Genomic DNA, 26,280 nt, shown 5'->3' with positions numbered 1-26,280 from the left:
CTGTCGGGTGGCGGGCGGCGGGACCCCGCGGTCGCGGAGCCCCACCACCCTCCGTCGGATCAGACGGCGAGAGGCTCCAGGTCGCGATGGACCCGCCGCTCGTCGCGCGCGTACCGGGTCAGACTGTGGTCCTCGCCGAGCAGCCGGGTCAGCTCGGACACCGCCTCCGCCCGCAGCCGGGCCGCCTCCTCCTTGCGACCCATCGAGTCCAGGCTGACCGCCATGTTGGAACTGCTCGCCAAGGTCTCGGGATGGTGCGCCCCGAGCGCCTCGCGCAACCGCATCACCGCCAGCCGCTCCAGCTCCAGAGCGCCCTCCGGATCACCCAGGTCCGCCCGGGTGTTGGCCAGGTTGAGGTGGGCGAACACGGTGTGCGGGTGGTTGTCGCCGAGCACGTCCCGCATCCCCCGTATCGTCTGGCGCAGCATCGTCTCCGCCGTCTCGGCGGCCCCTGTGCCCCAGTGGAAGACCGCCAGGTTGTTCACGGCCGCCAGGGTGTACGGGTGCCGCTCGCCCGGCACCTTCATGTACTCGTCCACCACCTCCTGCGCCAGGTCCCGCGCCCCGCCCGGATCCCCGGTCGCGAACAGGTCCGAGGCCAGGTTGAGCTCGCAGGACAACAGGTCCGGGTTGACCGAGGTGTACTTGGCCCGGTAGCGCGCCCGGGTGGCCGTCGTCAGCCGCAGCGCGTCCTCCAACTGGCCGGCCCGGCGCAGCGACACCGCCAGGTTCTTCGCCGCCGACAGGGTGCCGGGGAACGCCCGCCCCAGCGTCCGCTTGTAGGTCTCGTACGTCCGGCTGAGCAGCTGCACCGAATCCTCGTACCGGCCCACCTCACGCAGGTCACGAGCCAGGTTCTGCGCGGAGGACAGCGTGTACGGGTGCTCCGGCCCGAGGACCTCCGTCCGCAGGTCGTGCACCTCCTGGTCGATCTCGCGGGCCCTGGTGTACTGACCCACCAGCCGCAGGTTCAACGCCAGGTTGTTCGCGGCGGCCAGCGTGCGCGGGTGCGCCTCGTGGAAGATCTGGCTGAAGCCTTCGTGCGCCTCGGTCGCCAGCTCCATCGCCTGGCCGTAATGACCCAGCGCGCCGAGCGTGTTCGCCAGACCGCTCATGGTCATGTACGTGTGCGGGTGCGAGGGACCGAGCACCGCCTTCTGCCGCTCCAGCGTGACCTCGTCCAGCTCCTTCGCCTCCACGAACCGGCCCTGCGAACGCAGGATGTTCGACAGGTGGAAGCGCAGGTACAGGTACTGCAGGTCGTTGTTGCCCAGCATCTCCTTCCACGCCTCGCGCAGCTCCTCGCCCAGCGCGTACGCGGCCTTGAAGTCACCGCGCTTCCACAGGTACCGCACCCGGTCGATCAACAGCCGGCGCGTCTCCGGCTCCTTGCAGTACCGGGCCTCCGACGGGGTCAGGTGCGACCAGATCGTGTTGAACCGCGGCCACGTCTCCGGGTTGTCGATCGGCTCGTCGTCGTCCGGCCGGGCACCGGCCAGGATCCGGTGGACCGCGTGCCGGGCCTCACGCTGCTCCTCCTCGCTCAGCTGCGCCCGGATCACCGCCTGCACCAGCCGGTGCACCTGGATGCTGTTGCTGACCTGGTCGACCTTGGCCAGCGCGAACCGGCCGATCTCCCGGATCACCCGGCCCAGCACCAACTTCTCCTGCAGCGAGGAGTCGTACGGCTTGAGCGCGTCGATCATCTCCTTGCTGTAGAGCAGGTTCGCGGAGATCGGCTCGGGCGCGAGGAAGGCACAGAGCTGGAGCAGCCGCACGGCCGCCGGGGACCGCGACTGCAACCGCTCGATGGAGATGTTCCAGGTGGCGGCCACCGGCTCCGGGTAGCCGGGCGGCTGGTTCAGGGCCAGCACGCGGGCGGCCTGCTGCGCCAACTGCTCCAGGTACGCGGACACCGGCGTCGCCGTCTCCGCGATCCAGGCACCCGCCTGCTCGACGGCCAACGGCAGGTCGCCCACCGCCACCGCCACCTGCTCGGCGTCGTCCTTGCCGAGTCCGGGCGCCCGGCGCTGGAGGTGCTCGATGGACTCCTCCCGCAGGAACACGTCCACCGGCAGCGCGTCACCGTACTGCGACCACGACTGGTTGCGGGAGGTCACCAGCACATGGCCCGGCCCGCCCGGCGGGAAGAACCGCTTGAGCGTCTCGGGATCGTCCGCGTTGTCGAAGACCAGCAACCAGCGCGAGGACGGAACCCCGCGCCGCAGCAGGTCGATCGCCTCCTGCGAGGCGGCCGCCATGTCCTCACCGGTCTGCGCGCCCAGCCGGACCGCCAGCTCCGCGAGGGCCGCGACCACGTCGTCGGTCTGCTCCGAGGAGATCCACCACACCAGGTCGTAGTCGGCCATGAACCGGTGCACGTACTCCAGGGCCACCTGGGTCTTGCCCACACCGCCGAGCCCGAACAGGGTCTGCGGCTGCGGCAGCACCACGGCCATGCCCCCGCCGAGCTGGTCGCGCATCCGCTCCAGCACGATGCTGCGCCCGGTGAACCCGGGGTTGCGGGGCGGCGCGTTCCAGATCTTCGGGACGGTCCCCGGGAACCGGGGGCCGGGCTGCGAGGCGCTGCCCGCGCTGTCGGGCAGGGCCATGGGCCGCTCCACCGCACGCAGCAGGGCGGTGGTGGCATGCACCTCGTCGAGCCGGAAGAGGTCCACCGGGTTGCGGTCGATGTACGGCGTCGACAGCCGTACGTCGCCCACCCTCAGCGGCACCAACTGGCGCCGCCCCCCGGTCGGGTCCTCCGCGGCCGCGCGCTCCCACACGTCCACGGCCCGGGCCGACTTGAGGTACGCCGTCGAGAGCAGCACCACGGTCCGGGCGGCCGTGTCGATGCTGATGCCCGTCCCCCCGCCCAGGGTGTCCCCGGGCCCGGTGTGCGCGGGCCGCTCGGCGGAGACGTCCTTCGGCACGACCCGGAAACCGGCCCGGGTGAGCACCGACTCGATCCAGTCCGCCCACATCCGGTTCTCGGCGACGTACGACAGGAACAGGTCGGCGGGCAGGGCCGGGCGGCGCCGGGTGAAGGCGTCCCGGATGCGCAGCCGGACCTCCTCGCCGATGACCGGCATCGAGGTGATGTGGCCCTCGGTGACCACGGAGGTGAGCCGTTCGAAGGCGGAGAGCAGGGAGTTGGTGAGCCCGGCCTCGTCACCGAAGGTGGCCAGGGTCTCCTCGTAGGCGTAGTAGGGGCGGTACGGGATCTCCACCGCGCCCCAGTAGGAGGTGAGCTCGTCCCCGACCAGTCCGTTCGGGAAGCGGTCGAACTTGATCCGGGCCAGCGCCCGGCCGGCGTCGGCCTTCTCCTTCTCGCCCTCGTCGATGCGCATCGGGACGGGATAGATCTTGATGCCGCGGTCGTTGAACCGCTCGTCGATCTGGCGGGCGACCGAGGCCGCGCCGTCGATGGACTGGTCGGACAGGGTGAAGCAGTCGACCAGGACGTCCGGGAGGTGGACCGTGCAGATGTCCGCGATATCGGACAGGCCGGTGCGGCTGTCGATCAGGACGTAGTCGTAGTTCCGCTTCATGTCGGCGCGTAAGGCGTCGAAGAAGAGCCCGCCGCCGAGCCGGTCGTAGAAGTTGTCCCAGTCGAAGGTGGAGACGGTCGCCGAGTACTCGCGGTTCTGCCGGCCCGCCGAGACGAAGTCCAGGGTGCCGCCGTCCGGGAACTCCCAGCCGTGGGTCTCCGGGGTGAGCGAGACGGCGTGCGGCTGTATCCGCGCGTAGTCCTTGTGCCAGTCGTCGGGCCGCTGCACCGGGCTGGTCGCCGCCCAGGCGTACTCGCTGATCAGATCGATCACCCCGGTGGTGGCCCCCAGCGTGGAGGGGTCCAGGAAGGGGTGGAAGAAGCGGTGCAGGCCCGGCGCCTCCAGGTCCCAGTCCACGGCGAGGACCCGCTTGCCGTTGGCCGCCAGGATCCAGGCGGTGTTGGCCAGCGCCATGGTGCGGCCCGTGCCGCCCTTGTACGAGTAGAAGGTGACGATGCGTCCGTCACGGCTGTCGCTGTCGCCGCTGCTGTCACTGCTCGCTGTCATCCGCGTCCCCCCGGTCGGTGTCGTTGTCGTCGTTGTCATGGAGACCGGCGCCCGCCGGCCCTGCCCGGTGCCGGTCGGAGTCGGGTGGGAAGGGGGCACGGGGCACCATCGGTCCGGGCGGCCCGTTCATCCCCATCGGCCCCAGCAACCGGGGCCGCTCGATGGAGGTGTCGCCCTTCGGCGGATACGGCTGCGCGTGTCTGAGGAACTGCTGGGCGGCGGCCTCGACCACCTGCGGCAGGATCTGCCCGAGGGTCTCCACGTTCGCCACGCCGTTCGCGGCGGCCCGGCAGGCGGCCCGGCCCTGGCTCATCGTCTTGGGCATGGTGCTCTCCAGCCGGTCGGCCAGCTCGTTCTCCTTCGACCGGCTCTGATGGTCGTACCGGTTCCACGGCACGACCACGTTGACCCAGGGCCTCGGCTCCCGGTCGAAGGCGGCCAGGCGCCGACGCCGCTGCTCGTCCTCCACCGCCCACCGGTCGACGATCAGGATCTCCGGCCGGGTCGGCAGCTGCTTGCTGTCCAGGTGCCCGGCCTCGTCGTCGAAGGAGGACATGGTGGTCTGGTAGTTGAGGTTCTTGACCAGGTCCTCGGCGACATAGGCGATCGGCCGCTGGGCGACCGGATGGTACGGGTTCCACTCCAGCGCGGAGTCCCCGTAGTACTCGGGGGTGCGGCCCTCGGGCAGATCGTGCCGGGAGGCGGCGGCCACGGTCACGTGCAGGGTGCGGGTCGGGCTCCCGCTGGAGCCGAAGGCGCTCGGTACGTTGCGGTAGTCCAACGGCCGGATGGGGTCCAGGTGGGCGGTCTCGGCGACCTGGACGATGCGCCGGGCGAGCTCGTACACGGCATGCTCGTACTGCTCGGCGTAACCGCGCAGTTTGATCAGCCCGTACAGGCCGTCGGTGACGTAGCGCTCGCCGAAGGTGTTGTGGTTGAACTGCAACCGCTCGGCAGGTCCCGGCAGTTGCTCAGGCGGCACCGGCACCCATAACGCGGGCACGATGGCCTCGGCCTGTTTGTTGCTGACCGCGCCGTGCTGGACGGCGCGCTGCGCGAAGGCGAACCACTCCTTCCCGCACATCTCGCTGGCGAAGTACCGCGGCGAGAACAGGGGAACGAAGACGCGACAGTTGGCGAGTGCCCGGGCGAGCCGTTCGGACCAGCCCTCGCCGCTGCGTATCTCCCGGTCCATGAACCCGACGTCGTACCCGGCGCGCAGGTCCGTCAGCGCCATGACATGCCCGCAGAGATCACGGAAAAGGCGCTCGACCCACATGTCCGGGTCGGGGCCCCCGGCCCCGAACCTCGGTGTATGTGCGTAACTGAGAAAAAAGTACGGCTCCCCTGATGCGGGCACACGACCCCCGTCCCGAAGATGCGAAGCGAAGAAACATCATTCCGGAGCTGCTTCGCCACATCCCCTCATCGTTCAGTCAATCAGCGTCTGTTTTCGGTCATCCAGTCAAGGGCGTGATCGACGGCCTCCGGGAGGGAGAAGAGCATGGTCGACGCGCCTCCCACCCGCCCCCTGCGCACCCGTGAATCCGGGAACGCGTCACCGATCACCGCGAAATCGCTGTCATCCAGCGCGACGTCCTCGTATGCGGTCCACTCCCCCTCCTGCCGGTGCCTTTGCGGCCCCGGAAGGTTCACCTTCACCACACACTCGTACATGCGCAAGGGGGGCTTCGGAATTCGGTACTCCGCGAGATGGAAAGCGGTGCAGACCGAAAACCCCACATTGATCATGAGTACCTGCCCGCCCTCCCAACACAGCTTTCCCAGGGGTGAGTCCTCCCCCAGATGGCTTTCGAGACGATGACCTGCGCACAGCCGCTCCGCGTCCGCCCCGAGGGCCGCGAAAGAGGTCTGCGGATGGGCGCTGCGCTCGGCGCCCGGCGCGGTGCGGACGGCCTCGGCGAGGGACCCCATGCCCTGACTCGGGGTGCTCGCCGCGTCGAAGGCGGACATCCGCTCGCGGAAGGCCCGCACCCCGACCTCGTCCAGACCGCGGATCCGCTCCAGATGGGCGGTGGAGGTCTTGGAGTTCTCCGGGGTGAACGCCGGGACCACCAGGGTGCCGCGCGGCCCGAGGACACCCGTCAGGGCGTCGCGCAGCAGCTCCGCCCGCAGGCCCGTCCCACCGAGCGAGGAGTGCACCATGAGCCGCATGCCGGGGCGGACCCCGGCCAGCCGTAACTGCACGGCGAGCCGGAGCCTGCCGGGGGAGGGGGAGGGGGAGGGCGCCGGCGAGGGCTCCGGGGAGGGCGCGGTCACGCGTCGACCGCCTTCAGTTCGTAGCGGAGCTCCGCGACCAGGCTCTTTCCGGTGACGGTCAGCTCGGCCGCCTCCGAGAGCCGGTCCAGCGCCCGGTGGATACGGTCCGAGCCGCCGGGCTCGGGCGTCGCCGTGGCCCGCCGGTACGCCTCCACCGCCACCCGCTCGTGCACGTCGGCCAGCAGCCGGGACACCGGCACCGGCCGCTCCCGCCACGGCGAGCGGTGCTCCCACTGCCCGTCCAGCGCGTACAGGTCGGCCACCTCGGTCAGTGCCCGCAACCGGGTCCGCCGCCGCCCGGTCAGCAGCGCCAGCGCGGTCTCCCGCACCCCCGCCGCGTACGGCACCCCGAGCGCTCCCGGCCCGTGCCGCCCGGCCTCGCCCCAGCCGCCCGACCGCGGGCCGCCCGCGAGCGGGGTCAGGGTGGTCAGCCCGGTGGCCGCCGCCCGGGCGAACTCGGGCACCGCCTTGTGCAGCAGCGCCCACGCCCGGTCCAGCCTGCCCCGCCACTCCTCGGCCTCCCCGGCGCCGAGGCGCAGCCTGGGCGGGCGGGGGAAGCAGTTGCGGTACGGGTCGAGGTCCTCCAACGCCACCGGCGCCGCGTCCGGCCCGCGCGACCAGGTGCGTACGGGCTGCCAGCGGGCGTCCCCCGCCGTGGGCCCGAAGCGGTGCTCGGCGCGGCCGTCCCGTACGGCGTACCCCTCGTCGGTGACGTGCAGCGCGGCCCGGCCCTCGGTGCCGGGCTCCCCGAGCCGCAGCAGCCCCAGCGTCGGCAGGTACACCTCGCCGTCCCGGTAGGCCACCTCGGCCGGCAGGTCCAGGCCGCCGCGGAGCACGGCCGCGGCGGCCAGGGCGGTCAGCCTGCGCGCCGCCTCCGGGGCGGCCGGCCCGCCGTCGCGGGCGGCGTCCAGGGCCGCCAGTACCCAGGTCCGGGTGAAGGGGTGGTCCAGTACGGCGTCCAGCGCGCCCGTGCCGGCCTCCCCGGCCCGCTCCACGGCGGCCAGCAGCTCCCAGGCGCGCGCCCAGCCGGGGTCGGCGGCGAGGTCCGCGTGCAGCCGGGCCAGCAGGATCCGGGTCAGCTCCTCCTGGGAGCGGGCGAGTTCGGCGGGGTCGGACAGCTGTGGCGCGGTCTCCCGGGGCATGGTGCGGCCCTCGACCCCGTCCACGAGCTCGCGCAGGTCGGTGCAGTAGACGGAGGGGTTGTCGAAGCCGTTCCGGTCGCGGTAGCGGTGCGTGTAGAGCCCGCCGCCGCACGAACGTACGACGGGGCACCGGCGGCACGAATCGCTGACGCCCGCGAGGCCCAGCTGCCGGGCGCGGACCCCGGGATGGGCCGCGACCTGGTCAAACGCGTGGTCGAAGACATTGAAGCCGGTGGCCGCGGCCCCCTCGAAGGCGCTCTTGAGCGAGTCGACCTGTTCCAGGGTTCCGTCGGTCTCGACGACGACGAGGTCGGTGGGAGCGAGGCCGAGCGACTCGGTGAGGCTGGGGCCGCCGCGCAGGGTGGAGAGCAGGGACTCGAAGAGCCGCACGGGCACCGGGCGCCCCAGGCGGTCCCAGTGGTCGAAGATCCGCAGCAGCCAGCGCGCGTACGCGTCGGGGGCGCCGTCGGGCCGGGCCGGGGGTGTCTCCCAGGTGGCGTGGGGGAGGAGGAAGTCCACCCGCGGGGGCTCCAGTTCGACCAGGGCGTCCAGTACGGCGACGGGGTCGTTGGCCACGTCCACGGTGCAGAGCAGACCTTGGTAGAGGTGGCGGTACGGCTCGGAGCGGAGCAGTGCGACGGCGGCCAGGACCAACGGGTGGCTCGTACGGCCGTCGGCGAAGCGGCGGTGGCGGTCGTTGGCGGCGCGGTCCCCGTCGAGGGAGATGCCGACCCGGACGCCGTACTCGTCGAAGAGGTCGAGGTAACGGGTGCTGAGCTGGAGCCCGTTGGTGTGGATCCGCAGGTCGAGTTCGGCGATGCCGTCGAGCGCCCGAGTGAACTCCTCGCACACGAGGCGGAGCCGGGCGGTGCCCGCCAACAGGGGTTCCCCTCCATGGAGAATCACCGTGACGGAGGGGAGTGCATGGTCACGGGCATGTTCGGCGAGCCTGGACGCCGTATGCGAAATAACCTCGGGGGAGATCACTTTCGGCCGGGCTCGCCAGCTCTGATCTGCGTGTTCGTAGACATAGCAATGATCACAAGCAAGATCGCATCTGCTGTGAACTTTCAGGACGATCTCGCGAAATGGGATCAGGCCGGTCATTCCACCAGTCTAGAGCGCGGAGTTCGGGTCAGAGCGCGGAGTTGAAGATCGGTGCCTGAACCGGACGAGCAGATTCGGCCGGCAGGACACGACCGAGCGTCGTCGCCGCGGACGCGGTGTGGACGTCGATCTTGCCGAGCGGGACCCGGTGGGCCTTGACCGAGCTGGTCACGGGGGATGCTGAAGTGTTCACGGCACCGTCCTTGGGGAAGCCATGTGGAATGGACATGTGAATGACAACGGCTACACGCTGCTGTCAAGCAGGGACTTTACTAGGACAGTCCCCCTTGGCAACACGAGACATGACGCCTGGTCAAGACTTCCATGCATTGCGCTGCGGATTTCTCAAGAGGGTGGATTCGGCCGTTTGCCGGAAGGAAAGATCCTTTTCACCGCCGGGGGTTCCGGCGGAGGCCTCGGCCGGTCCGGAGCTACGGTGACCGCACCTCGCCGACCTGCTGCGATATGGGGGTGTGGCCCGCCGGCCGGGAGTCCTCCCCGGCGGCCGCGGAGCCGCCCGCGGTCAGCAGCAGGAAGAGCGCGGTGACCACCGCGGCGGCGGCGCCGATCGCGCCGACGATGTCCCCCTTGGAGGTGCCCCCGGCGGCCGCCGCGGTGTGCTTGTGCACGGCGCGGCCGACGAGGAGCCCGACGGCGAGGACGAGCAGAGCGACAGGGTCGATGTGCAGGGTCATGAGGCGAACCTCCACGGCTCATGGGGCCCCGTCGAGGTGATGGCGGGCCCGGTGCCCGGACTTTACCGGGGCAGACCCCGTCGCCAACTCGAAGCTGACGACTGTGCACTTGGGTGGTTCGAGCCCGTGGAGGGTGATCAACAACCCTTAGGCAGGCTGCTGTTCGGTGACGTCCGGTGCCGGCAGGTCGCGCAGCAGCCAGTTCAGTACGTCGGGCAGTGCGCGCAGGGCGGCGAAGTGCGCGGCGAAGGGAACGATGTTGGTGGTGGCCCCGGGGATACGGCGGGCCAGCCAACGGGAGTGGCCCACCGGGGAGAAGACGTCGAGCTCGCCGTGCCAGATCAGCACCGGGCAGCGGATGTCGGCCGGGTCGAAGCCCCAGGGGCGGCTGAAGGCGAGGACGTCGTCGATCCATCCGTACGCCGAATGGCGCAGCCCCTCACGGTAGTTCCGCAGGAGCATCGACCGCAGTCCGGCGTCCGAGACGATCATGCGGTCGTTGTCGGTCAGCTCCCGGCGCAGTTCGTCCAGCAGCCGGCCGGGGTCCTTGCGGATGCCGGCGGCACGCGGGATCAGCCGGGCGGCCAGTTCCTCGGGATCGTCGGTGGCGGTGGTGTACTCCCGCACGTTCGACGCGGCCATCCCGGCGAACCAGTCCAGGTCCTCCGCGTCCCGGGGGGCGAGGCCGACCATCGTCGCGGTCCGGGTGACCCGGTCCGGGAGGAGGGCGGCGCAGGCGAGCGCGCCGGCGGCGCCGCCGGAGCGGCCGGCGACGGCGAAGGTGTCCAGGCCGAGGGCGTCGGCGATGGCGGCCACGTCCTCGGCCACGTCGGCGACGGTGCGGCCCACGTGGCGGTCGGAGCCGCCGTAGCCGGGTCTGTCGTAGGCGATGAGCTGCATCCGGCGCTGGTAGAGGACCATGCCGCGAGGGGCCGGGCCGAGGCGGCTGCCGGGCATGCCGTGCAGCAGGAAGACGGGTTTACCGTCGGGGTCGCCCCGGCGCTCCACGGTCAGAGCGCGCCCGTCCGCTGTGCGCACCTGATTGCGCACGCGCTCCCTCCTTCTCGGTCGATGTGAGTCGTCACCGCGATTGTGCGCGCCGGCGGAGGAGCGCGGTAGGGCGCACTTCCGGCGGAATTGTTGTGAATGCCTTCACGAGCCCCGGAAAGGCCTTTGTCTCTCTTGCATATGCCCTGGTCAAGGGGGTGTGGCAGGGGGCGGAAGGGCGTGAACGGGCGTGAACGCACGGCCGGACGTCGCGAAAGGGCTTTTGGTGCGGCGGCTTCCGCTTTCGGATGCCGAATTGCGTCGCCGGGCCGAGTGGGCGGCCGGGTGGGGGGCCGAGTAGGCGGGCCGAGTGGGTGGGTCGAGTGGTGGATCGAGTCTTCAGGTCGGGAAAAGGGGGAGTTTCCCGATCCGTCGGGACGAGAAGCGTCGCCCGAGCCCTCGGCTCAGGTGCGGGGGACGAGCAGGGCCGCCGCCGAGCGGGCCTGCTCCAAGGCCCGGGCGCGGTCCGCGCCCCGCTGGCCCAGGACGACACGGGTGCTCAGGCCGTCCAGCAGGGCGAGCAGCTCCGAAGCCCGCGCGGGCACGTCCAGGGGCGCGAAGCGGCCTTGGTCCACGCCCTTGGTCAGGAGCGCCTCCAGGTCCCGCTGCCAGCTGTCGTCGATCTCCTCCTGGGCGGCCTTCAGCGGCTGATTGGAGGCGGTGCGGGCCCACAGCTCGATCCACAGCGTCCAGCGCGGGTCGCGGGGGCCCTCGGGGAGGTAGAGCTCCAGGAACTGGTCCAGCTTGCGCGTCGCCGTCACCCTGCGGCCCAGCAGCGCCCGGCGCTCCCCGGTGAGCTGCTCCTCGCTCCAGCGCAGGGCCTCCAGCAGGAGCCGGTCCTTGCTGCCGAAGTAGTACAGGATGTGGCCGCCGCTGGTGCCGAGCCGCTCGGCCAGCGCGGACATGGTGAGCGCGGCCAGTCCGTCCTCGGCGATGGCCGCCATGGCCTCTTCCAGCATCCGCTCCTGGGCGATCTGCCCGTCGCGCCGCCGTGCTGCTCCCGCCACCGCTCCCGCCCTCCGGATCTTCGTGGACCGACCTTATCCCGGACAGGGTCTTGACGGGGTCGAGGTCCACCCCTCATCTTGAATGCCATTCAAGAAGTTAGAACGCCATTCAAGATCGCTCAAGGTCAGGGGTCCTCATGGGACAGCAGGACACAATCGACGTCGACGAGGTGTTCCGGGTCGAGACCCACGGGATCGACCCCATCCCCGACGCCGAACGCCACGGCAGCGCCAAGGACCTCTTCTGGCTGTGGTTCGGCTCCAACCTCACCTTCACCTACGTGATCAACGGCGCCCTTGCCGTCGCCTTCGGTCTCTCCTTCTGGCAGGCCACCGCCGTGGTCGTGATCGGCGGGCTCTCCTTCTTCGCCATCAGCGCCGCCGGACTCAGCGGCATCCGCACCGGCACCGCCACCCTGGTCATCTCCCGCGCCACCTTCGGCGTACGCGGCAACTTCCCGGCCGGCGTCCTGAACTGGGTGGTGAGCATCGGCTACACCATCGTCAACACCGTCGTGGGCACCCTCGCGCTGGAAGTCTTCTTCGCCGAGATCGGCTGGCAGAGCGGCACCGCAGGCCGCGCCGTCGCCCTCCTCGTCACCCTCGCGCTGACCTTCGCCGTCGCCATGTGGGGTCACGCCACCGTGCAGTTCGCCGAGCGCTGGATGGCCTACGTCCTCGCCGCCGGCTTCGGCGTCCTGCTCCTCTTCGTCATCCCCGGCACCGACACCGCAGCCCCGGCCGGCGCCGCCCCCGGGCTCTCCGGCTGGAGCCTCGCCTTCGTGGTCATGCTCGCCGGCCCCTTCTCGTACCTGCCGATGCCCGCCGACTACACCCGCTACCTGCCCCGGACCACCTCGCTGAAGTCCATCACCTGGATGGGTGCCCTCGGCGGCTTCCTCTCCTCGGTCGCCCTCGGCGTCGCGGGCGTCGCCGCCGCCACCCAGGTCGACATGACCGACGCCGTCGCCGGAGCCGAGAGCCTGCTGCCCGGCTGGTTCCAGCCGCTGTTCCTGGCCCTCGTACTCGGCGGCTCGGTCACCAACTCGATCATCACGCTCTACTCCTCCAGCCTGAACCTCCAGGTCCTCGGCATCCCGTGGAGCCGCGCCCGAGCCATCGTCATCAGCGCCGCCGTCACCGCCCTCGGCTCGCTCGCCGCGCTCTTCCTCACCGACTTCACCACCTCCCTCCTCTCCTTCCTCTCCCTGCTGATCATCGTGTTCGCCCCCTGGGGCGGCGTCTTCCTCGCCGACATGCTGCTGCGCCGCTGCCACTACGACGCCGACGCCCTGCACGCCGGAAGCGCCGGCGCCTACTGGTACCGCTCCGGCTACCACCCCGCCGGCATCGCCGCCCTGCTCGCCGGAATGACCTTCGCCGCCCTGACCTGCGACTCCGAGCTGTGGACCGGGCCGCTGGTCGCCCCGCTCGGCGGCGCCGACCTCACCCTGCTCGGCTCGGTCGTCTCCGGACTCACCTACTGGGCCCTCACCCGCCGCCGGGTCGCGGCGTACGCCCCGGCCGCCTGAACATCACCGCACACGCAACGGAGCACCCCCACATGGCACGCCACCCCTTCCCCGCCGACCTGCTGCTCACCGGAGCGCGGATCCACACCGTCGACCCCGCCCTGCCGGAGGCCGAAGCCCTCGCCGTCCACGACGGGCGGATCGTCTGGGTCGGCCCGGACGCCGAGGCCGCCGCCTGGGCCGGCCCCGACACCCAGCGGATCGACGCGGGCGGCAAGCTGGTCCTGCCCGGCTTCATCGACGCCCACAACCACGTCCGGCTCGGCTCCGACGCGGACTGCGTCCAGCTCGCCGGGGTGCGCACCCTCGCGGGCATCCACGAACGGATCCTGGCCTGGCGGGAGGCCAACCCGGACGCCGGCTGGATCGAGGCCGAGGCCTTCGACTACTCCGCCATCCCCGGCGGGCGCATGCCGTGCGCCGCCGACCTGGACCCCGTCACCGGCGACACCCCGGCGATCGTGCTCTCGTACGACGTGCACACGGCCTGGCTGAACACGGCGGCCATGCGGCGACTGGGGGTCACGCGGGACCGTACCGACCTCGCCTTCGGCACGGCGGCGGTGGACCCGGAGACCGGCGAACCCACCGGATTCGTCAAGGACTTCGCCATCAAGGGGCTCTCCCGCGCCGGCCACCGCGCCCTGCGCGAACTGGGCGTGCCGTGGGCCTCGCCGGACCGGCAGTACGGACGGCTGGCCAAGAGCCTCGACGACGCCATCGGCTTCGGCATCACCACGGTGGTCGAACCGCAGAACTCCCTCGACGACCTCGAACTCTACGAACGGGCCCGCTCCGAAGGACGGTTGCGCTCCCGGATCGTCGCGGCGCTGTTCCACCCGCGCGGCACCGGCGACGCCGACCTCGACGAATTCGCCGACGCGGCACGCCGGTTCGCCGGGGACCGGCTGCGGGTCGGCCCGCTCAAGCTGTACATCGACGACGTGGTGGAACCGCGTACGGCCGCACTGCTGGAGCCGTACACCGGCTGCGGCGCGCACCGGGGCGAGACCTTCTACCCGGCGGAGGAGTTCGCGGACCTGCTGGCGAAGCTGGACGCGCGCGGCTTCCAGTGCTTCGTGCACGCGACCGGCGACCGGGGCATCCGGACCGTCCTGGACGCGGTGGAGCACGCGCGGACCCTGAACGGCCCGCGCGACGCCCGCCACCAGGTGGTCCACGTGGAATGCCTCGACCCGGCGGACGTACCGCGCTTCGCGGAGCTCGGCGTGATCGCGTGCATGCAGCCGAGGCACTGCGCGCCGGAGATCGCCGGCCCCGGCCAGGACTGGGCGCAGAACGTGGGCGAGGACCGCTGGCACAAGGCCTGGCCGATGCGGAGCCTGCACGAGGCGGGGGCGGTGCTGGCGTTCTCCAGCGACTGGAACGTGGCGGAGATGGACCCGATGGTCGGCATCTACACGGCGGTGACGCGTCGCCCGCTGTCCGGGGACGGCCCGGCCTGGCAGCCGGCCGAGACGGTGGACGTGGAGACGGCCGTGTACGGCTACACGATGGGCTCGGCCCACGCCAACTTCCTCGATCAGGAACGCGGTTCCCTCACCGTGGGCAAGGCCGCGGACTTCGTGATCCTGTCCCGGGACATCCTCACCGCCCCGGCGGACGAGATCCCGGGCACGGTCGCCGAGACGGTGGTGGTGGCGGGGGAGGTGGTCCACCGGGTGCCCTGCGGGCGGCTCGGCGGTTCATAGCGCGGGCCTCCCTGCGGGGTGCTCGGTGGTGTGCGGTGCTGCTCGGGCTGCGCCCGGGCGGCCGCCTCAAGCGCCGGCGGGGCTGGTGGTGTGGGGCGGGGCCCCGCAGGAGGGTCTCCTCGGCTCGGCGCGTGCTGGCCTGTCGCGGCAAGGCGGCCGTGGTCGCGCCTCGTCCTGCGGGGACCCTCCTGCGTGTCCCCGCCCCACGGGTGGCTTCGACAGCGACGGCCCGAGGGGCGGGGGGGACGGGGTGGGGTGTCCCCGCAGGACGAGCGCACAACCCCGCCCCACAACCGAGACAAACCAGTAAGGCGCGAGCCGAGGAGACACCCCACCCCGGCCCCCCGCCCCGACCCCCCACCGACACCGAGTCACGGACCCGCCAAATCCAGCCCCGCCGGCGATTGAGGCGCAGGGCCCGGCGCAGCCCGAGCCGCACCGCACAGGCACGGGCCCGCCATATTCAGCCCCGCCGGCGTTTGAGGCGCGGGGTCCGGGGCGGAGCCCCGGGGTACGGCCCGCGCGGGCCCGCACATCCAGCCTCGCCGGCGTTTGAGGCGCGGGGTCGGGCAGGGCCCGGGACGCGCCACGCACCGCCGAGCGCCCCGCAAGGGATCGGTCGAACAAGTGTTTCGCACGAATATTCGAATTGCTCTATGGTGGAGAGCGGGGGAGGTGTTCATTCGAGCGAAGCAGGAGGCCGCGGGTGCCTGGTTTTACGCATCTGCACACCGTTTCGGGGTTCTCCATGCGCTACGGAGGCTCACACCCCCAGCGGCTGGCGGAGCGTGCCGCCGAGCGGGGTATGGACGCCCTCGCCCTGACCGACCGCGACACCCTCGCGGGCGCGGTCCGGTTCGCGAAGGCGTGCGCGCAGGCGGGCATCCGGCCGTTGTTCGGAGTGGACATGGCGGTACCGCCCGCCGGATCTCCCGCCGGTACGCCCGCGACGGGCCCGGCCGGGTCGGGGGGCTCGACCGGGTCCGCCGTGGGGGACGGGGCCGGCGAGGCCTCGTACCGGCGGCGCACCCCCGTCAAGGGCGGGGCCTTCGTGGACGAGTCCGCCGCGCGGGCCGTCTTCCTGGCCCGGGACGGGGCCGCCGGCTGGGCCGAGCTGTGCCGGATGGTCACCGCCGCCCATGCGGAGGCCGCCGAGGTTCCGCTGGTGCCCTGGGGGGCCCTGCGCGGGGAGGGTGTCTTCGTGCTGCTCGGGCCCGGCTCCGAGGTGGGGCGGGCGCTCGCCGCGGGCCGTCCCGACCGGGCCGCCCGGTTGCTCGCGCCCTGGCGGGAGATCTACGGTGACTCCCTGCGTCTGGAGGCCGTCCACCACGGCCGCACCGGCACCGGGCCCGGCTCGCTCCGGCTGGCCGCCCGTACCGTCGGCTTCGCCGCCGAGCAGGGCGTTCCGGCCGTGCTGACCAACGCCGTCCGCTACGCCGACCCCGGCCAGGGTCCGGTCGCCGACATCCTCGACGCGGCCCGCCGCCTGGTCCCCATCGACCGCCGGGGCCCCCTCGACAGCGGCGAGCGCTGGCTCAAGGACCCCGCCGCCATGGCCGAGGCCGCCGACCGGATCGCGCAGGCGGCCGGTCTGCGCCCCGCCGACGCCAGGCGTCTGCTCGCGGAGACCCGACGTACCGCCGAAGCCTGCTGCGTGGACCCCGAGGACGACCTCGGCATGGGTTCCGTGCACTTCCCCGAGGCCCGGCTCGTCGGAGCGGCTCACCGCAGCGCCCAGCGGGTCCTCACCTCCCGGGCCTCGGCCGGCATGGTGCTGCGCGGGTACGCGGGCGACCGCGCGTACTGGGAGCGGATGCACCAGGAGCTCGACATCATCGCCTACCACGGATTCGCCTCGTACTTCCTGACGGTCGCTCAAGTAGTGGACGACGTACGGGAGATGGGTATCCGGGTGGCCGCCCGCGGGTCCGGAGCAGGCTCCCTCGTCAACCACCTGCTCGGGATCGCGCACGCCGACCCCGTCGCCCACGGACTGCTGATGGAGCGCTTCCTCTCCAAGCGGCGGCGCGTCCTGCCCGACATCGACATCGACGTGGAGTCCGCCCGCCGACTGGAGGTCTACCGGCGGATCATGGACCGGTTCGGTACCGAGCGCGTCGCCACCGTCTCCATGCCCGAGACCTACCGGGTCCGGCACGCCATCCGCGACGTCGGCGCCGCGCTGTCCATGGACCCGGCCGTCACCGACCGGCTCGCCAAGGCCTTCCCACACATCCGGGCCCGCGACGCCCGCGCCGCGCTGCAGGAACTCCCCGAACTGCGTGACGTGCGCGGGGAGTCGTACGGGCGGCTGTGGGAGCTCGTCGAGTCGCTGGACGCGTTGCCGCGCGGGATCGCCATGCACCCGTGCGGGGTGCTGCTCTCCGATGACTCGCTGCTCGCCCGTACGCCGGTGGTGCCCACCAGCGGCGAGGGCTTCCCCATGTCCCAGTTCGACAAGGACGACGTGGAGGAGCTCGGGCTCCTCAAGCTGGACGTGCTGGGCGTGCGGATGCAGTCCGCGATGGCGCACGCGGTCGCGGAGATCCGCCGCGGCACGGGGCGGGAGCTCGATCTGGACGACCCGGCGCAGGTGCCGCCGGGCGACCGGGCCACGTACGAGCTGATCCGCTCGGCCGAGACGCTGGGCTGTTTCCAGATCGAATCGCCGGGCCAGCGGGACCTGGTGGGGCGGCTCCAGCCGGCGACTTTCCACGACCTGGTCGTCGACATCTCGCTGTTCCGGCCGGGGCCGGTGGCCGCCGACATGGTGCGGCCCTTCATCGAGGCCCGGCACGGGCGGGCCCCGGTCCGTTTCCCGCACCCGGACCTGGCCGACGCGCTGCGCGAGACGTACGGGGTGGTGGTCTTCCACGAGCAGATCATCGAGATCGTGCACGTCATGACCGGTTGCGGGCGGGACGAGGCGGACCGGGTGCGGCGCGGGCTGTCCGACCCGCAGTCGCAGCCGCGGATCAAGGTCTGGTTCGCGGCGAAGGCGGCCGAGCGCGGCTATCCGGTGGAGGTGATCGGCCGGACCTGGGAGATCGTGGAGGCCTTCGGCTCGTACGGCTTCTGCAAGGCGCACGCGGTGGCCTTCGCGGTGCCCACCTACCAGTCGGCCTGGCTGAAGGCGCACCACCCGGCGGCCTTCTACGCCGGGCTGCTCACCCACGACCCCGGGATGTATCCGAAGCGGCTGCTGCTGGCGGACGCGCGGCGGCGGGGCGTTCCGGTGCTGCCGTTGGACGTGAACCGGTCGGCGGCCGCCCATCATATCGAACTGGTGTCCGATGCAGGCGGTGCCGGTGGGGTGTGGGGGCTGCGGCTCGGGCTGTCCGACGTCCACGGCATCAGCGGGGCCGAGGCGGACCGGATCGAGGCCGGGCAGCCGTACGCCTCCCTGCGTGACTTCTGGGACCGGGCGCACCCGGGCCGCCCGGTGGCCGAACGGCTGGCACAGGTAGGTGCGTTGGACGCCTTCGGCGCCAACCGGCGGGACCTGCTGCTGCACGTGTCCGAACTGCACGGCGCGCAGCGGGCCGCAGGCGTGCGCGGTCCCCAACTCCCGCTGGAGGGCGGCCGGTCCACGGCCTCCGTCGGGCTGCCCGACCTGACCGAGGCGGAACGGCTCAGCGCCGAGCTGGGCGTCCTCGGCATGGACGCCTCGCGGCACCTGATGGGGGACCACCACGCCTTCCTGGCCGAACTGGGAGTGATTCCGGCGCGCAGGCTGCGCGACACCGAACACGGGCAGACCGTGCTGGTCGCGGGGGCCAAGGCGGCCACCCAGACCCCGCCGATCCGCTCCGGGAAGCGGGTCATCTTCACGACGCTGGACGACGGGACGGGCCTGGTCGACCTGGCCTTCTTCGACGACAGCCACGAACGCTGCGCGCACACCGTCTTCCACTCCTTCCTGCTGCTGGTACGCGGTGTCGTGCAGCGGCGGGGCCCGCAGAGCCTGAGCGTGGTCGGCGCGGCGGCGTGGAACCTGGCGGAGCTGGTGGAACTGCGGGCGACGGGCGGTCTGGACGCGGTCGCGGCCCGCCTCGCGGAGCCGGCCGAGCCGGTCGAGCCGGAGTCGGCCGCGGGGGAGGGGGCCGCGGGAGAGGGAGCCGCGGGGGAGGGTGCGGCCGACGGCGAGGCGGCCGGGCGGCCCCCGGGCCGCAGGATCCGCATGCCCACGGGGTACGAGATGAACCCCTGGGCCGACCTGCAGCCGCCCGGCACCGGCCCCGCGACCGGCCGCAAGCTGTGGCACTCCAGCCCGGGGAGCGCGGGATGACCGCCGCCGAGCGGGTCGTGATGTGCCTGCGCCCGTACCCCGCCGACGGGGGGCCGCTCGGGGCCCGGGAGTACGCCGGGGTGCTCACGCTGCTCGGGGGCATCACCCCGGCCGTGCAAGCCGTGCCGCCCGACACCGTCCTCGCCGAGGTCCGGGGCGCGCTGCGCTACTTCGACTGCGACGCCACCCGGCTGGCCGCCCTGGTCCGGGTCCGGGCCCTGGCCCTGTACGGCGTGGACGCCGCCGTCGGCGTGGCCGGCAACCCCATGCTGGCCCGGGCCGCCGCCCGCGAGGCCGGGCCCGGACAGACCCTGTTGATCCCGGGGAACCCCGCCGCCGTACGGGAGTTCCTGGCGGGCAAGCCCGTCACCGCCCTCGACGGGGTCGGGCCGAAGGTCGCCCGGACCCTGTGCTCCTACGGCCTCGATTCCGTCGGCCGGGTCGCCGCCGCCCCGCCCGCCGCCCTGCGGCGGATCCTCGGCGCCCGGCTCGGCCGCGAGGTGCACGAGCGCGCCCTCGGGATCGATCGGACCCCGGTCCGGCCGGGCGCCGCCGCCCGCGCCGTCGCTGCCGAGCGGCTCTTCGATCTGGACGAGCTGGATCCCGTACGGCACCGGCGGGCGCTGCTCTCGCTGACGCAGGAGCTCGGAGCGAAGCTTCGTACACAGGAACAGGGCCGGGGGCAGGTCTGCCGAACCCTCTCGCTCACCGTCCGCTGCGCCGACCGCACCACGCTCACCCGGACGCGCACCCTGACCGAGCCCACCGCGCACTCGACCACCCTCACCGCCACGGCCTACGCCCTCTACGCGGGCCTCGGTCTGCAGCGGGCCCGGGTCCGCGCGCTGTCGCTGCGCGCCGAGGACCTGACCTCGGCCGAACGGGCCACGCGGCAGCTGAGCCTGGACCCCGAGGACGAGAAGGCCCGCCGTCTGGAGGCCGTCACGGACCGGGTCCGCGCCCGCTTCGGGCCGCACGCCATCGCCCGCGGCACGTTGGCCGCCTGACGTCCTCTACCTGTTCGTACGGGCGACGCGCGATTTTTTACTGACGCGTAACTTCCCTGTGTTCCTACTCACCCGTAATTTAGCGGCAGCAGCTCCCCCCTTGTGATCCGGATCACGGGACGAACCCCCACGCTCATCCCCTTGAGTCACCCGCGAGGAGATCACCCGATGCTGCCCTGGAGACGCCTGCTCCGCCCACTCGCCGTCCTCACCCTCACCGCCGCCGCACTCGTCGCCCCCACCGGTGCGGCGCAGGCCGCGACCGCCCCCAGCAGCGGCTGGAACAACTGGTCCTGCAAGCCGTCCGCCGCGCACCCGCGCCCCGTCGTGCTCGTGCACGGCACCTTCGGCAACTCCTGGGACAACTGGCTCGGGTTCGCCCCGTACCTCGTGAACCGCGGGTACTGCGTCTACTCGCTCGACTACGGCCAGCTGCCCGGCGTACCCCTCTTCAACGGGCTCGGCCCCATCGACAAGTCCGCCGAACAGCTCGACGTCTTCGTCGACAAGGTGCTGGCCGCCACCGGCGCCGCCAAGACCGACATCGTGGGGCACTCGCAGGGCGGCATGATGCCCCGCTACTACCTGAAGTTCCTCGGCGGTGCCTCGAAGGTCAACGCGCTGGTCGGGCTCGCCCCCGACAACCACGGCACCACGCTGCTCGGATTCACCAAGCTCCTGCCGTACTTCCCCGGGGCCGAGGACCTGATCACCACCGCGACCCCGGGCCTCGCCGACCAGATCGCCGGATCCCCCTTCCAGCAGAAGCTGAACGAGGGCGGCGACACCGTGCCCGGGGTGAAGTACACGGTCATCGCGACCAAGTACGACGAGGTGGTGACGCCGTACCGGAGCGCCTTCCTGGACGGGCCGAACGTACGCAACGTCGTACTCCAGGACCTGTGTCTCCTGGACCTCTCGGAGCACGTCGCCATCGGGATCACCGACCGGATCGCCTGGCACGAGGCGCTCAACGCCCTCGACCCGGCGCACGCCGAACGGACCACCTGCGCCTCGGTCTTCGACTGACCGGGCGCGGGCGGTCCGACACCGGCTAGCGGCCGTGGCGGCCCGTCGTCGTACGCGCGGTGCGACGGCGGGCGGCTGCGAACAGCGCGGCCGCGCCGACGGCGAGGGCGGCGGCCCCGGCGATCGCGATCGTCGGGGTGGCGCTGTTGCCGCCCGTCTCCGCGAGGTTGGCCTTGGCCGTGGCCGACGAGGACGGGTCGGCCGCGATCGGGACGGCGGCGGAGTCCTTCGTGCCGTTCGTCTTCGGGTCGTTGTCACCGTGGCCGTTGTGCTCCACGGTGGACTTGCCGGCGCCGTCGGAGATCTGCTGGTCGGTCGGGGCCGAGGGCTTGTCGACGGGCTTGTCGGACGGCTTGTCACCCGGCTTGTCACCCGGCTTCTCACCCGGCTTCTGGCCGGGCTTCCGGCTCGGCTCGGAACCCGTCCCGGTGGTCGGAGCGGTACCGGAGCCGCCGCCGTTGCCGCCGTTGTCCTTGCCGAAGACCACGTCCGAGCAGGTGTAGAAGGCCTCCGGGCTGTCGGAGCGCTGCCAGATGCTGTAGATGAGGTGGCGGCCGGACTTGTTCGGGACGGTCCCCGAGAAGACGTAGTCGCCGTTCTGCATCCCCGGGTCGGTGACCTTCGCGAACGGCGCGGGCTCCAGGTCGGACCAGGCCAGGGGCTTCGTCGGGTCGTAGCCGTCCTTCGTCACGTACAGCTCGAAGGTGCCCTTGTGCGGGGCCGTGCCCTTGTAGCGGAAGGTGTGCGCGCCGGCGGACATCGGGCCGGCCGGCCAGTCGGCACGGGCCAGGTCCAACCCCCGGTACTTGTCGTTGCCGGCCGAGCAGAGCTGCCCGTTCGGGATCAACGAGCGGTGGTTGCCGGCGGCGTTGGCGATGTTCACCGCGTTCCAGTCGTAGAACGGCTGTGTCCCGGCGGCCGCGACGGCCGCCTTGCAGGCCGCGGACTTCGGGGACTCGGGTCCCTCGGCGTAGCACGCCGCCACCCGGCTGACCGGGTCCGTCATCGAGCCGTGGGCGACCGCGGGAGCCGCGGCGTACGAGGCCAGCGCGAGCGGGGCCAGGCCGGCGGCGGCGATACGGGTCAGCGTGACGGCGGTGCGGCGGCGTGCGGGCATGGGTGATCTCCTTCGGGCACAAGGCAGGGGCGTGCCGGCGGAATCGGACCCCCGCGGTGCGCCGCCCCCCGGCGGCGCCGCACGGGCCCTTCCTGTCCTGGCCCGGCCAAGCTAGCCGCCCCGACCACGGCTTTTGCCCCTACGGGCCCCCCGGAGCGGATCCTTAGGACCCCCTTAAGCCGGAGACAAGAGCCGCCTCAGGAACGAGCCGCTCAGCGCCCGCCCGACCCGGCGCCTCCGACTTCGCGTCGCTCGTCAGCCGCACTGCGGGGTCGCGCAAGGACTCCCGCAGCCCGCCTGTCGTCCGCATGCTTCTGCTCGATGGAGGCTCGCAGCTCCCCGGGGGTCGGCCAGGGCGCGCGCCGGTGGATCATGCGGTGGCAGTTGGCGCATATGAGGGCAAGATCGCTGAGCCTGGTCCGACCTTCGCCGGCCTCGTGCAGAGGGACGACGTGGTGGCACTCGATGTATCCGGCTCCGCGGTCCCCGTAGACCTGCTCGAAGTCGAATCCGCAGGCCTCGCACACGAGCCGGCGGCCCTGGCGCAATACCGCATCGACCTTCTTCTTGCGCAAGGCCTTGTTCCGCTCGCGCTTGCGGTGCCGACCGAGTAGCAACCTGCCCTCGGGCGCGCTGAAGTCGTCCTCCTCGGCCGCCGGTGGCAGGTCCTGGAACTCTCCTGAGCCAAGACCTTGTCGGATGCGCCGGGCCACCTCCGTCATCTCGGCCGGCCGGGCAAGGAAGTCGTTCATGACGTCGACATCCAGGGCGTTGCCGTTCGTGGGCTTGCCGGTGTAGTCGGGGTGCCGGGACGTGATGTCGACCGTCTTGCGTGCTACGCCGTTGGGGTTCCGGAACAGCTCGTTACGTAGCTCCTCGGGATGGATCGGCATGGTCTGGAGCAGTGCAGACAGGTCGATCACGCGTGGATCGTCGAACTCCAATCGCTTCCAGCCGTTGGCCATGGCCAGTTCGCAAGCGAGGATGATCTCGTCACGGGTCCAGTCGGGGCTCCGGGACGAACGGATCGTGAAACCGAGTCGGGCCAGCCATCTGGCGGCGTGGGACCTTCCGCCGACCAGTTCGTCCGGCCTCAACGCTCGACCTTGATCGAACTTGTGGGCCACACCGGCGATGGCCTTCGAGTCGTAGGTTCGGCCCCCGTGCAGGAGGAGATACCCGGTTGCCGGCTTGTACCCGTACTTGGACAGAAACCCGTCCTGACCCAGCTCGTCGTACTCCGTCAGAGCCCTGAAGACGCCGTCTCGACTGATCGCACCTTTATGCATGGTGGAAGCGTAGGACCAGCCCCTGACAGTCGATCAGGGGCGGATCTCGTCGGCCGTCAGGAGCTCACGCACCTGTGCCGGCGTCCAGTTGCCGGCGGCGCCCGGGCGGGACGCGAGGTAGTCGGCGATGTCCTCCTCCTCCCAGGGGCCGGACTCCAGGAGGCCGCCGGCCAGGTAGCGCAGGTACGCGCCCGACGGGTTGAGCACCTCGACGTCCGCAAGGCGCCACGGCGCGGTGAAGGTCAGCAGCGGGATGCCCTCGATCGTGCCCGGGCAGATCAGGGTCTCGTACCGTCCCGGGCCGAGCTCGTCGCGGCCGTCGCGTAGGGCCGTCGTCAGGTCCAGGTCCGCCCCCGGCTTCTCGTACATCTCCTGGGCCGCGATGTCGGACATCTGGCCGACCGTCACCAGGTGGGCCCGTCCGCGGGTGCGACCGCGCGCCGTGGGGTCGTAGAACGCCCGGCCGCCCGTCCACACGGGGGACTCCGTGGCGAAGTACAGGCAGCCCGCCAGCTCGACCGCGATCGAGCGCTCGGGGGCCCTGTGGTCCCGGCAGCCCGGGTACGTGCGCGCCGCGCCGGGCGGGGTCCCGCCGGCGAGGTAGGTGGCCAGGCGGTCCATGTGCATGTTGGACCCGTAGGAGGCGTACCAGATCCGCTCGGGCGTGGAGATCGACTCGGCGAGCGGGGTGGCGGTGTGGACGACCATGCTCAGTTCCTCGGAGATCGGGAGGGGAGAGGGGCGCCGGCAGGCCCGCTGACCTGCGGGCGGCGATCCGGAATCTCCCCTGTCATATGCCTATCCGGCCACTGGGGCCCGTGCGTATGGTGTGGCCCCGGACCATCCCGGGCCCGGCGCCCTCCCGGCTCCCCACGGGAGGGCCGCCGCGCGCCTAGGCCGTCTCTTCCGGATCTTGTCGGGCCCGGCCCGCCCGGCGCGGCACCTCGCGGCGTTGTCGGGGCGCCCGAGTACGTCCAGTACACGGGCGCCCCTCCGCCCGGGGGCCCCTCCCAGCGGTAGCTGGGGGAGAGGCACCGCACCGGACGACCCGGGCTCACCCGACAAGATCCGAAAGAGACGGCCTAGGGGAGGAGCGCGGAAAGGCCCGCCGCGGAGCGGGCCTGGTCGTCCAGCGTGTCCAGGGCCCGTACCGCCTGGGCCGCGGCCTCCGGGTCGCTCACCGCCAGCCCGCTCTCGGCGAACTCGTCCTCGTCCAGCCGCAGCACGGAGCTCCCGTCCGCCGACACCCACAGGTCGAGGTCCAGGTCCTCCACGCGGATCTCCCCGCTCCGCACCAGGGCCGGCCGCGTCACGTCGCAGTACCAGCCCTTGAGGACACCGTCGGCGGTCCACACCTCCTTGACCGCGTACCAGCGGGTCCGCCAGAAGTGCTCGACGAACACGTCGCCCGGCTCGAAGCGCACGAAACCGAAGTCCCGTACGCCCTCGGCCGCCCAGGGGGCGCGTACGGAGATCCGGTCGCCGTCGTCGGCGACCTGCGCCGCCGGGTAGCGGATCTTGGTCCGGCCGGCCTTGGTCAGGACGACGGTCAGCTGTGCGGTCACTGGGTCTCCACCTTCTTCGTGAAGCGCGTCTCGGTCGCGCAGATCTTGTAGCCGAACCACTCGTTGATGGCGAGCATCGGGTCGTTGCCCGCGTCGTTGCCGGTGAAGGCCTCGGTGTACCCGGCAGCCCGGGCCCGGTGCAACGAGACCGTCTTGGCGAGCTTGGCCAGTCCCCGGCCCCGGAACGCGCGCAGGGTGCCGGTCATCGCCGAGCCGTAGCGGGTGGCGCCGTCCGTCTGCACCGCGGCGAAGGAGGCCACCACACCGTCGACCAGAGCGACGGTGGTCAGCTCCTTGTCCAGGGTCGGGTTGTGCCAGATCTGGGCGAGCCAGTCCTCGTAGGCGGACGAACCGACCGCCACACCACCCGGCTCGTCGGCGGTCGCCTCGGCGTCGGCCTCGAAGAGCGGCCGCGGGTCGGCGGCGAAGGCGGAGCCGGAACGCAGTTCGACCCCGGCCGGCAGGTCCTCGTCCCGCGGCAGCTCGGGCAGCGTGACCGCCGTCAGGTCCAGACGCAGGAAGTGCGCCGAGCGGCGGGGCAGGTAGCCGTGCCGCTCGGCGAAGGCGCGATGGGCGGGCTCGTCGAGGACCCAGGCGTACATGTCCACCGCGCCGTGCGCGGCGAGATGCTCCTCGGCTGCGCGCAGCAGGAGGCGGCCGGCGCCGAGACCGCGATGGGCGGGGTCGACGTACGTGTTGAGGTACGACTGACCGGGCTCGGAGCTGTCGTACGCGATGCCGACCCGGGCGGCGCCGATGACGCGGCCGTCCGGGCCCTCGGCGACGAGGATCCGGTGGTGCTTCGCCGGGTGGGCGGAGGAGAGCTCGAAGGCCAGGCCCTCGGCGCTGGTGATCGAGAAGGGCAGGGCCGCGCGGAGTGCCCGTACGACGGACTCCGCGTCCGAGGGGTCGCCGGGGCGAAGGTCACGGATCGATGCGGTCATGCGGCAGACGCTACGTCCGCCTTCGCGACGTGCGCCTCCCAATTAACCGCCGATGGGGGACAATCACCCGCGTGACCTCGACAAACCTGAAGATCACCATCGACGGCTCGGCCGGCTCGGCCGCCCCGTACGAACAGCTGCGCGCGCAGATCGCCGACCGGGCCCGGTCGGGGAAGCTCCCGGCGGGCTTCAAACTGCCGACCGTACGGGGCCTCGCGGAGGAGCTGGGGCTGGCCGCCAACACGGTCGCGAAGGCGTACCGGGCGCTGGAGGCGGACGCGGTGATCGAGACGCGGGGCCGGAACGGGACCTTCATCGCGGCCGCGGGGGACGCGGTGTCCCGGGAGGCGGCCGCGGCGGCCCAGGCGTACGCGGACCGCGTCCGCCGCCTCGGCCTGACCCAGGCCGAGGCGCTCGCGGCCGCGACGGACGCCCTCCGGGCCCGGTACGCCGCCACCTAG

General features: G+C 72.1%; 19 protein-coding genes. 6 read left to right on the top strand and 13 right to left on the bottom strand.

Annotated features, from left to right (window positions below; all coding sequences use genetic code 11):
- Window positions 1–59: 59 nt before the first annotated feature.
- The 8 genes from fxsT to BCL76_RS21040 form a co-directional block, all read right to left on the bottom strand.
- On the bottom strand, window positions 60–4,058 hold the full coding sequence (gene fxsT, locus BCL76_RS21075; RefSeq protein WP_109780985.1) for an FxSxx-COOH system tetratricopeptide repeat protein: 3,999 nt from the start codon (window positions 4,056–4,058) through the stop codon (window positions 60–62).
- The gene (locus BCL76_RS21070) at window positions 4,042–5,418 is read right to left on the bottom strand and encodes a TIR-like protein FxsC (RefSeq protein ID WP_158820957.1); all 1,377 of its coding nucleotides are present in this window, start codon (window positions 5,416–5,418) and stop codon (window positions 4,042–4,044) included. Before BCL76_RS21070 ends, fxsT begins: the two co-directional genes overlap by 17 nt.
- Before the next feature lie 80 nt (window positions 5,419–5,498).
- Window positions 5,499–6,338, bottom strand: coding sequence for an aminoglycoside N(3)-acetyltransferase (locus tag BCL76_RS21065; protein ID WP_258309816.1), 840 nt, complete (start codon window positions 6,336–6,338; stop codon window positions 5,499–5,501).
- Window positions 6,335–8,587, bottom strand: coding sequence for a radical SAM/SPASM protein FxsBH, inactivated beta-hydroxylase extension form (gene fxsBH / locus BCL76_RS21060; protein ID WP_181382636.1), 2,253 nt, complete (start codon window positions 8,585–8,587; stop codon window positions 6,335–6,337). The genes BCL76_RS21065 and fxsBH overlap by 4 nt, the downstream gene beginning before the upstream one ends.
- A 28-nt stretch (window positions 8,588–8,615) precedes the next feature.
- A complete protein-coding gene (gene fxsA / locus BCL76_RS21055) occupies window positions 8,616–8,780 on the bottom strand; it encodes an FxSxx-COOH cyclophane-containing RiPP peptide (protein WP_219933967.1) in 165 nt (54 codons plus the stop codon).
- Window positions 8,781–9,018: 238 nt separating this feature from the next.
- The gene (locus BCL76_RS21050) at window positions 9,019–9,282 is read right to left on the bottom strand and encodes a hypothetical protein (protein WP_109780983.1); all 264 of its coding nucleotides are present in this window, start codon (window positions 9,280–9,282) and stop codon (window positions 9,019–9,021) included.
- Window positions 9,283–9,429: 147 nt separating this feature from the next.
- Window positions 9,430–10,332, bottom strand: a complete 903-nt coding sequence (locus tag BCL76_RS21045) for an alpha/beta fold hydrolase (protein ID WP_109780982.1) — start codon at window positions 10,330–10,332, stop codon at window positions 9,430–9,432.
- A 401-nt stretch (window positions 10,333–10,733) separates the two neighbouring features.
- The gene (locus tag BCL76_RS21040; protein ID WP_109780981.1) at window positions 10,734–11,336 is read right to left on the bottom strand and encodes a TetR/AcrR family transcriptional regulator; all 603 of its coding nucleotides are present in this window, start codon (window positions 11,334–11,336) and stop codon (window positions 10,734–10,736) included.
- A 137-nt stretch (window positions 11,337–11,473) separates the two neighbouring features.
- Here BCL76_RS21040 and BCL76_RS21035 point away from each other — a divergent pair, with 137 nt between their 5' ends.
- The 5 genes from BCL76_RS21035 (at window position 11,474) to BCL76_RS21015 (ending at window position 20,904) form a co-directional block, all read left to right on the top strand.
- A complete protein-coding gene (locus BCL76_RS21035; RefSeq protein ID WP_109780980.1) occupies window positions 11,474–12,868 on the top strand; it encodes a purine-cytosine permease family protein in 1,395 nt (464 codons plus the stop codon).
- Between the two features lie 32 nt (window positions 12,869–12,900).
- Window positions 12,901–14,580 carry an amidohydrolase gene (locus tag BCL76_RS21030; RefSeq protein WP_109780979.1) on the top strand — a complete coding sequence of 560 codons (1,680 nt, stop codon included), beginning with the start codon at window positions 12,901–12,903 and terminating at the stop codon, window positions 14,578–14,580.
- Window positions 14,581–15,286: 706 nt separating this feature from the next.
- Window positions 15,287–18,868 (top strand): DNA polymerase III subunit alpha, encoded by a 3,582-nt coding sequence (locus tag BCL76_RS21025; protein WP_109780978.1) that lies wholly within the window; start codon window positions 15,287–15,289, stop codon window positions 18,866–18,868.
- Entirely contained in the window at window positions 18,865–19,875 is a 1,011-nt protein-coding gene (locus tag BCL76_RS21020; RefSeq protein WP_109780977.1) for a DNA polymerase Y family protein, read from the top strand. The genes BCL76_RS21025 and BCL76_RS21020 overlap by 4 nt, the downstream gene beginning before the upstream one ends.
- A gap of 168 nt (window positions 19,876–20,043) precedes the next feature.
- A complete protein-coding gene (locus BCL76_RS21015) occupies window positions 20,044–20,904 on the top strand; it encodes an esterase/lipase family protein (protein WP_109780976.1) in 861 nt (286 codons plus the stop codon).
- 25 nt (window positions 20,905–20,929) lie between these two features.
- Here BCL76_RS21015 and BCL76_RS21010 read toward each other — a convergent pair whose 3' ends face one another.
- The 5 genes from BCL76_RS21010 to BCL76_RS20990 all read right to left on the bottom strand — a co-directional run bounded on the left by BCL76_RS21010 (window position 20,930) and on the right by BCL76_RS20990 (window position 25,819).
- A complete protein-coding gene (locus BCL76_RS21010; protein ID WP_109780975.1) occupies window positions 20,930–22,021 on the bottom strand; it encodes a lytic polysaccharide monooxygenase auxiliary activity family 9 protein in 1,092 nt (363 codons plus the stop codon).
- Window positions 22,022–22,233: 212 nt separating this feature from the next.
- Entirely contained in the window at window positions 22,234–23,310 is a 1,077-nt protein-coding gene (locus BCL76_RS21005) for an HNH endonuclease (RefSeq protein WP_109780974.1), read from the bottom strand.
- 33 nt (window positions 23,311–23,343) lie between these two features.
- Entirely contained in the window at window positions 23,344–24,018 is a 675-nt protein-coding gene (locus BCL76_RS21000) for a histone deacetylase (RefSeq protein WP_109780973.1), read from the bottom strand.
- 374 nt (window positions 24,019–24,392) lie between these two features.
- Window positions 24,393–24,875, bottom strand: a complete 483-nt coding sequence (locus BCL76_RS20995) for a DUF402 domain-containing protein (RefSeq protein ID WP_109780972.1) — start codon at window positions 24,873–24,875, stop codon at window positions 24,393–24,395.
- A complete protein-coding gene (locus BCL76_RS20990) occupies window positions 24,872–25,819 on the bottom strand; it encodes a GNAT family N-acetyltransferase (RefSeq protein ID WP_109780971.1) in 948 nt (315 codons plus the stop codon). Before BCL76_RS20990 ends, BCL76_RS20995 begins: the two co-directional genes overlap by 4 nt.
- 71 nt (window positions 25,820–25,890) lie before the next feature.
- On the opposite strand from BCL76_RS20990, the gene BCL76_RS20985 reads away from it, so the two are divergent.
- On the top strand, window positions 25,891–26,280 hold the full coding sequence (locus BCL76_RS20985; protein WP_030773253.1) for a GntR family transcriptional regulator: 390 nt from the start codon (window positions 25,891–25,893) through the stop codon (window positions 26,278–26,280).

Origin of the sequence: Streptomyces sp. CG 926 (assembly GCF_003148825.1) — a bacterium.
GTDB lineage: Bacteria > Actinomycetota > Actinomycetes > Streptomycetales > Streptomycetaceae > Streptomyces.
This window is presented reverse-complemented; position numbering and strand designations above follow the sequence as displayed.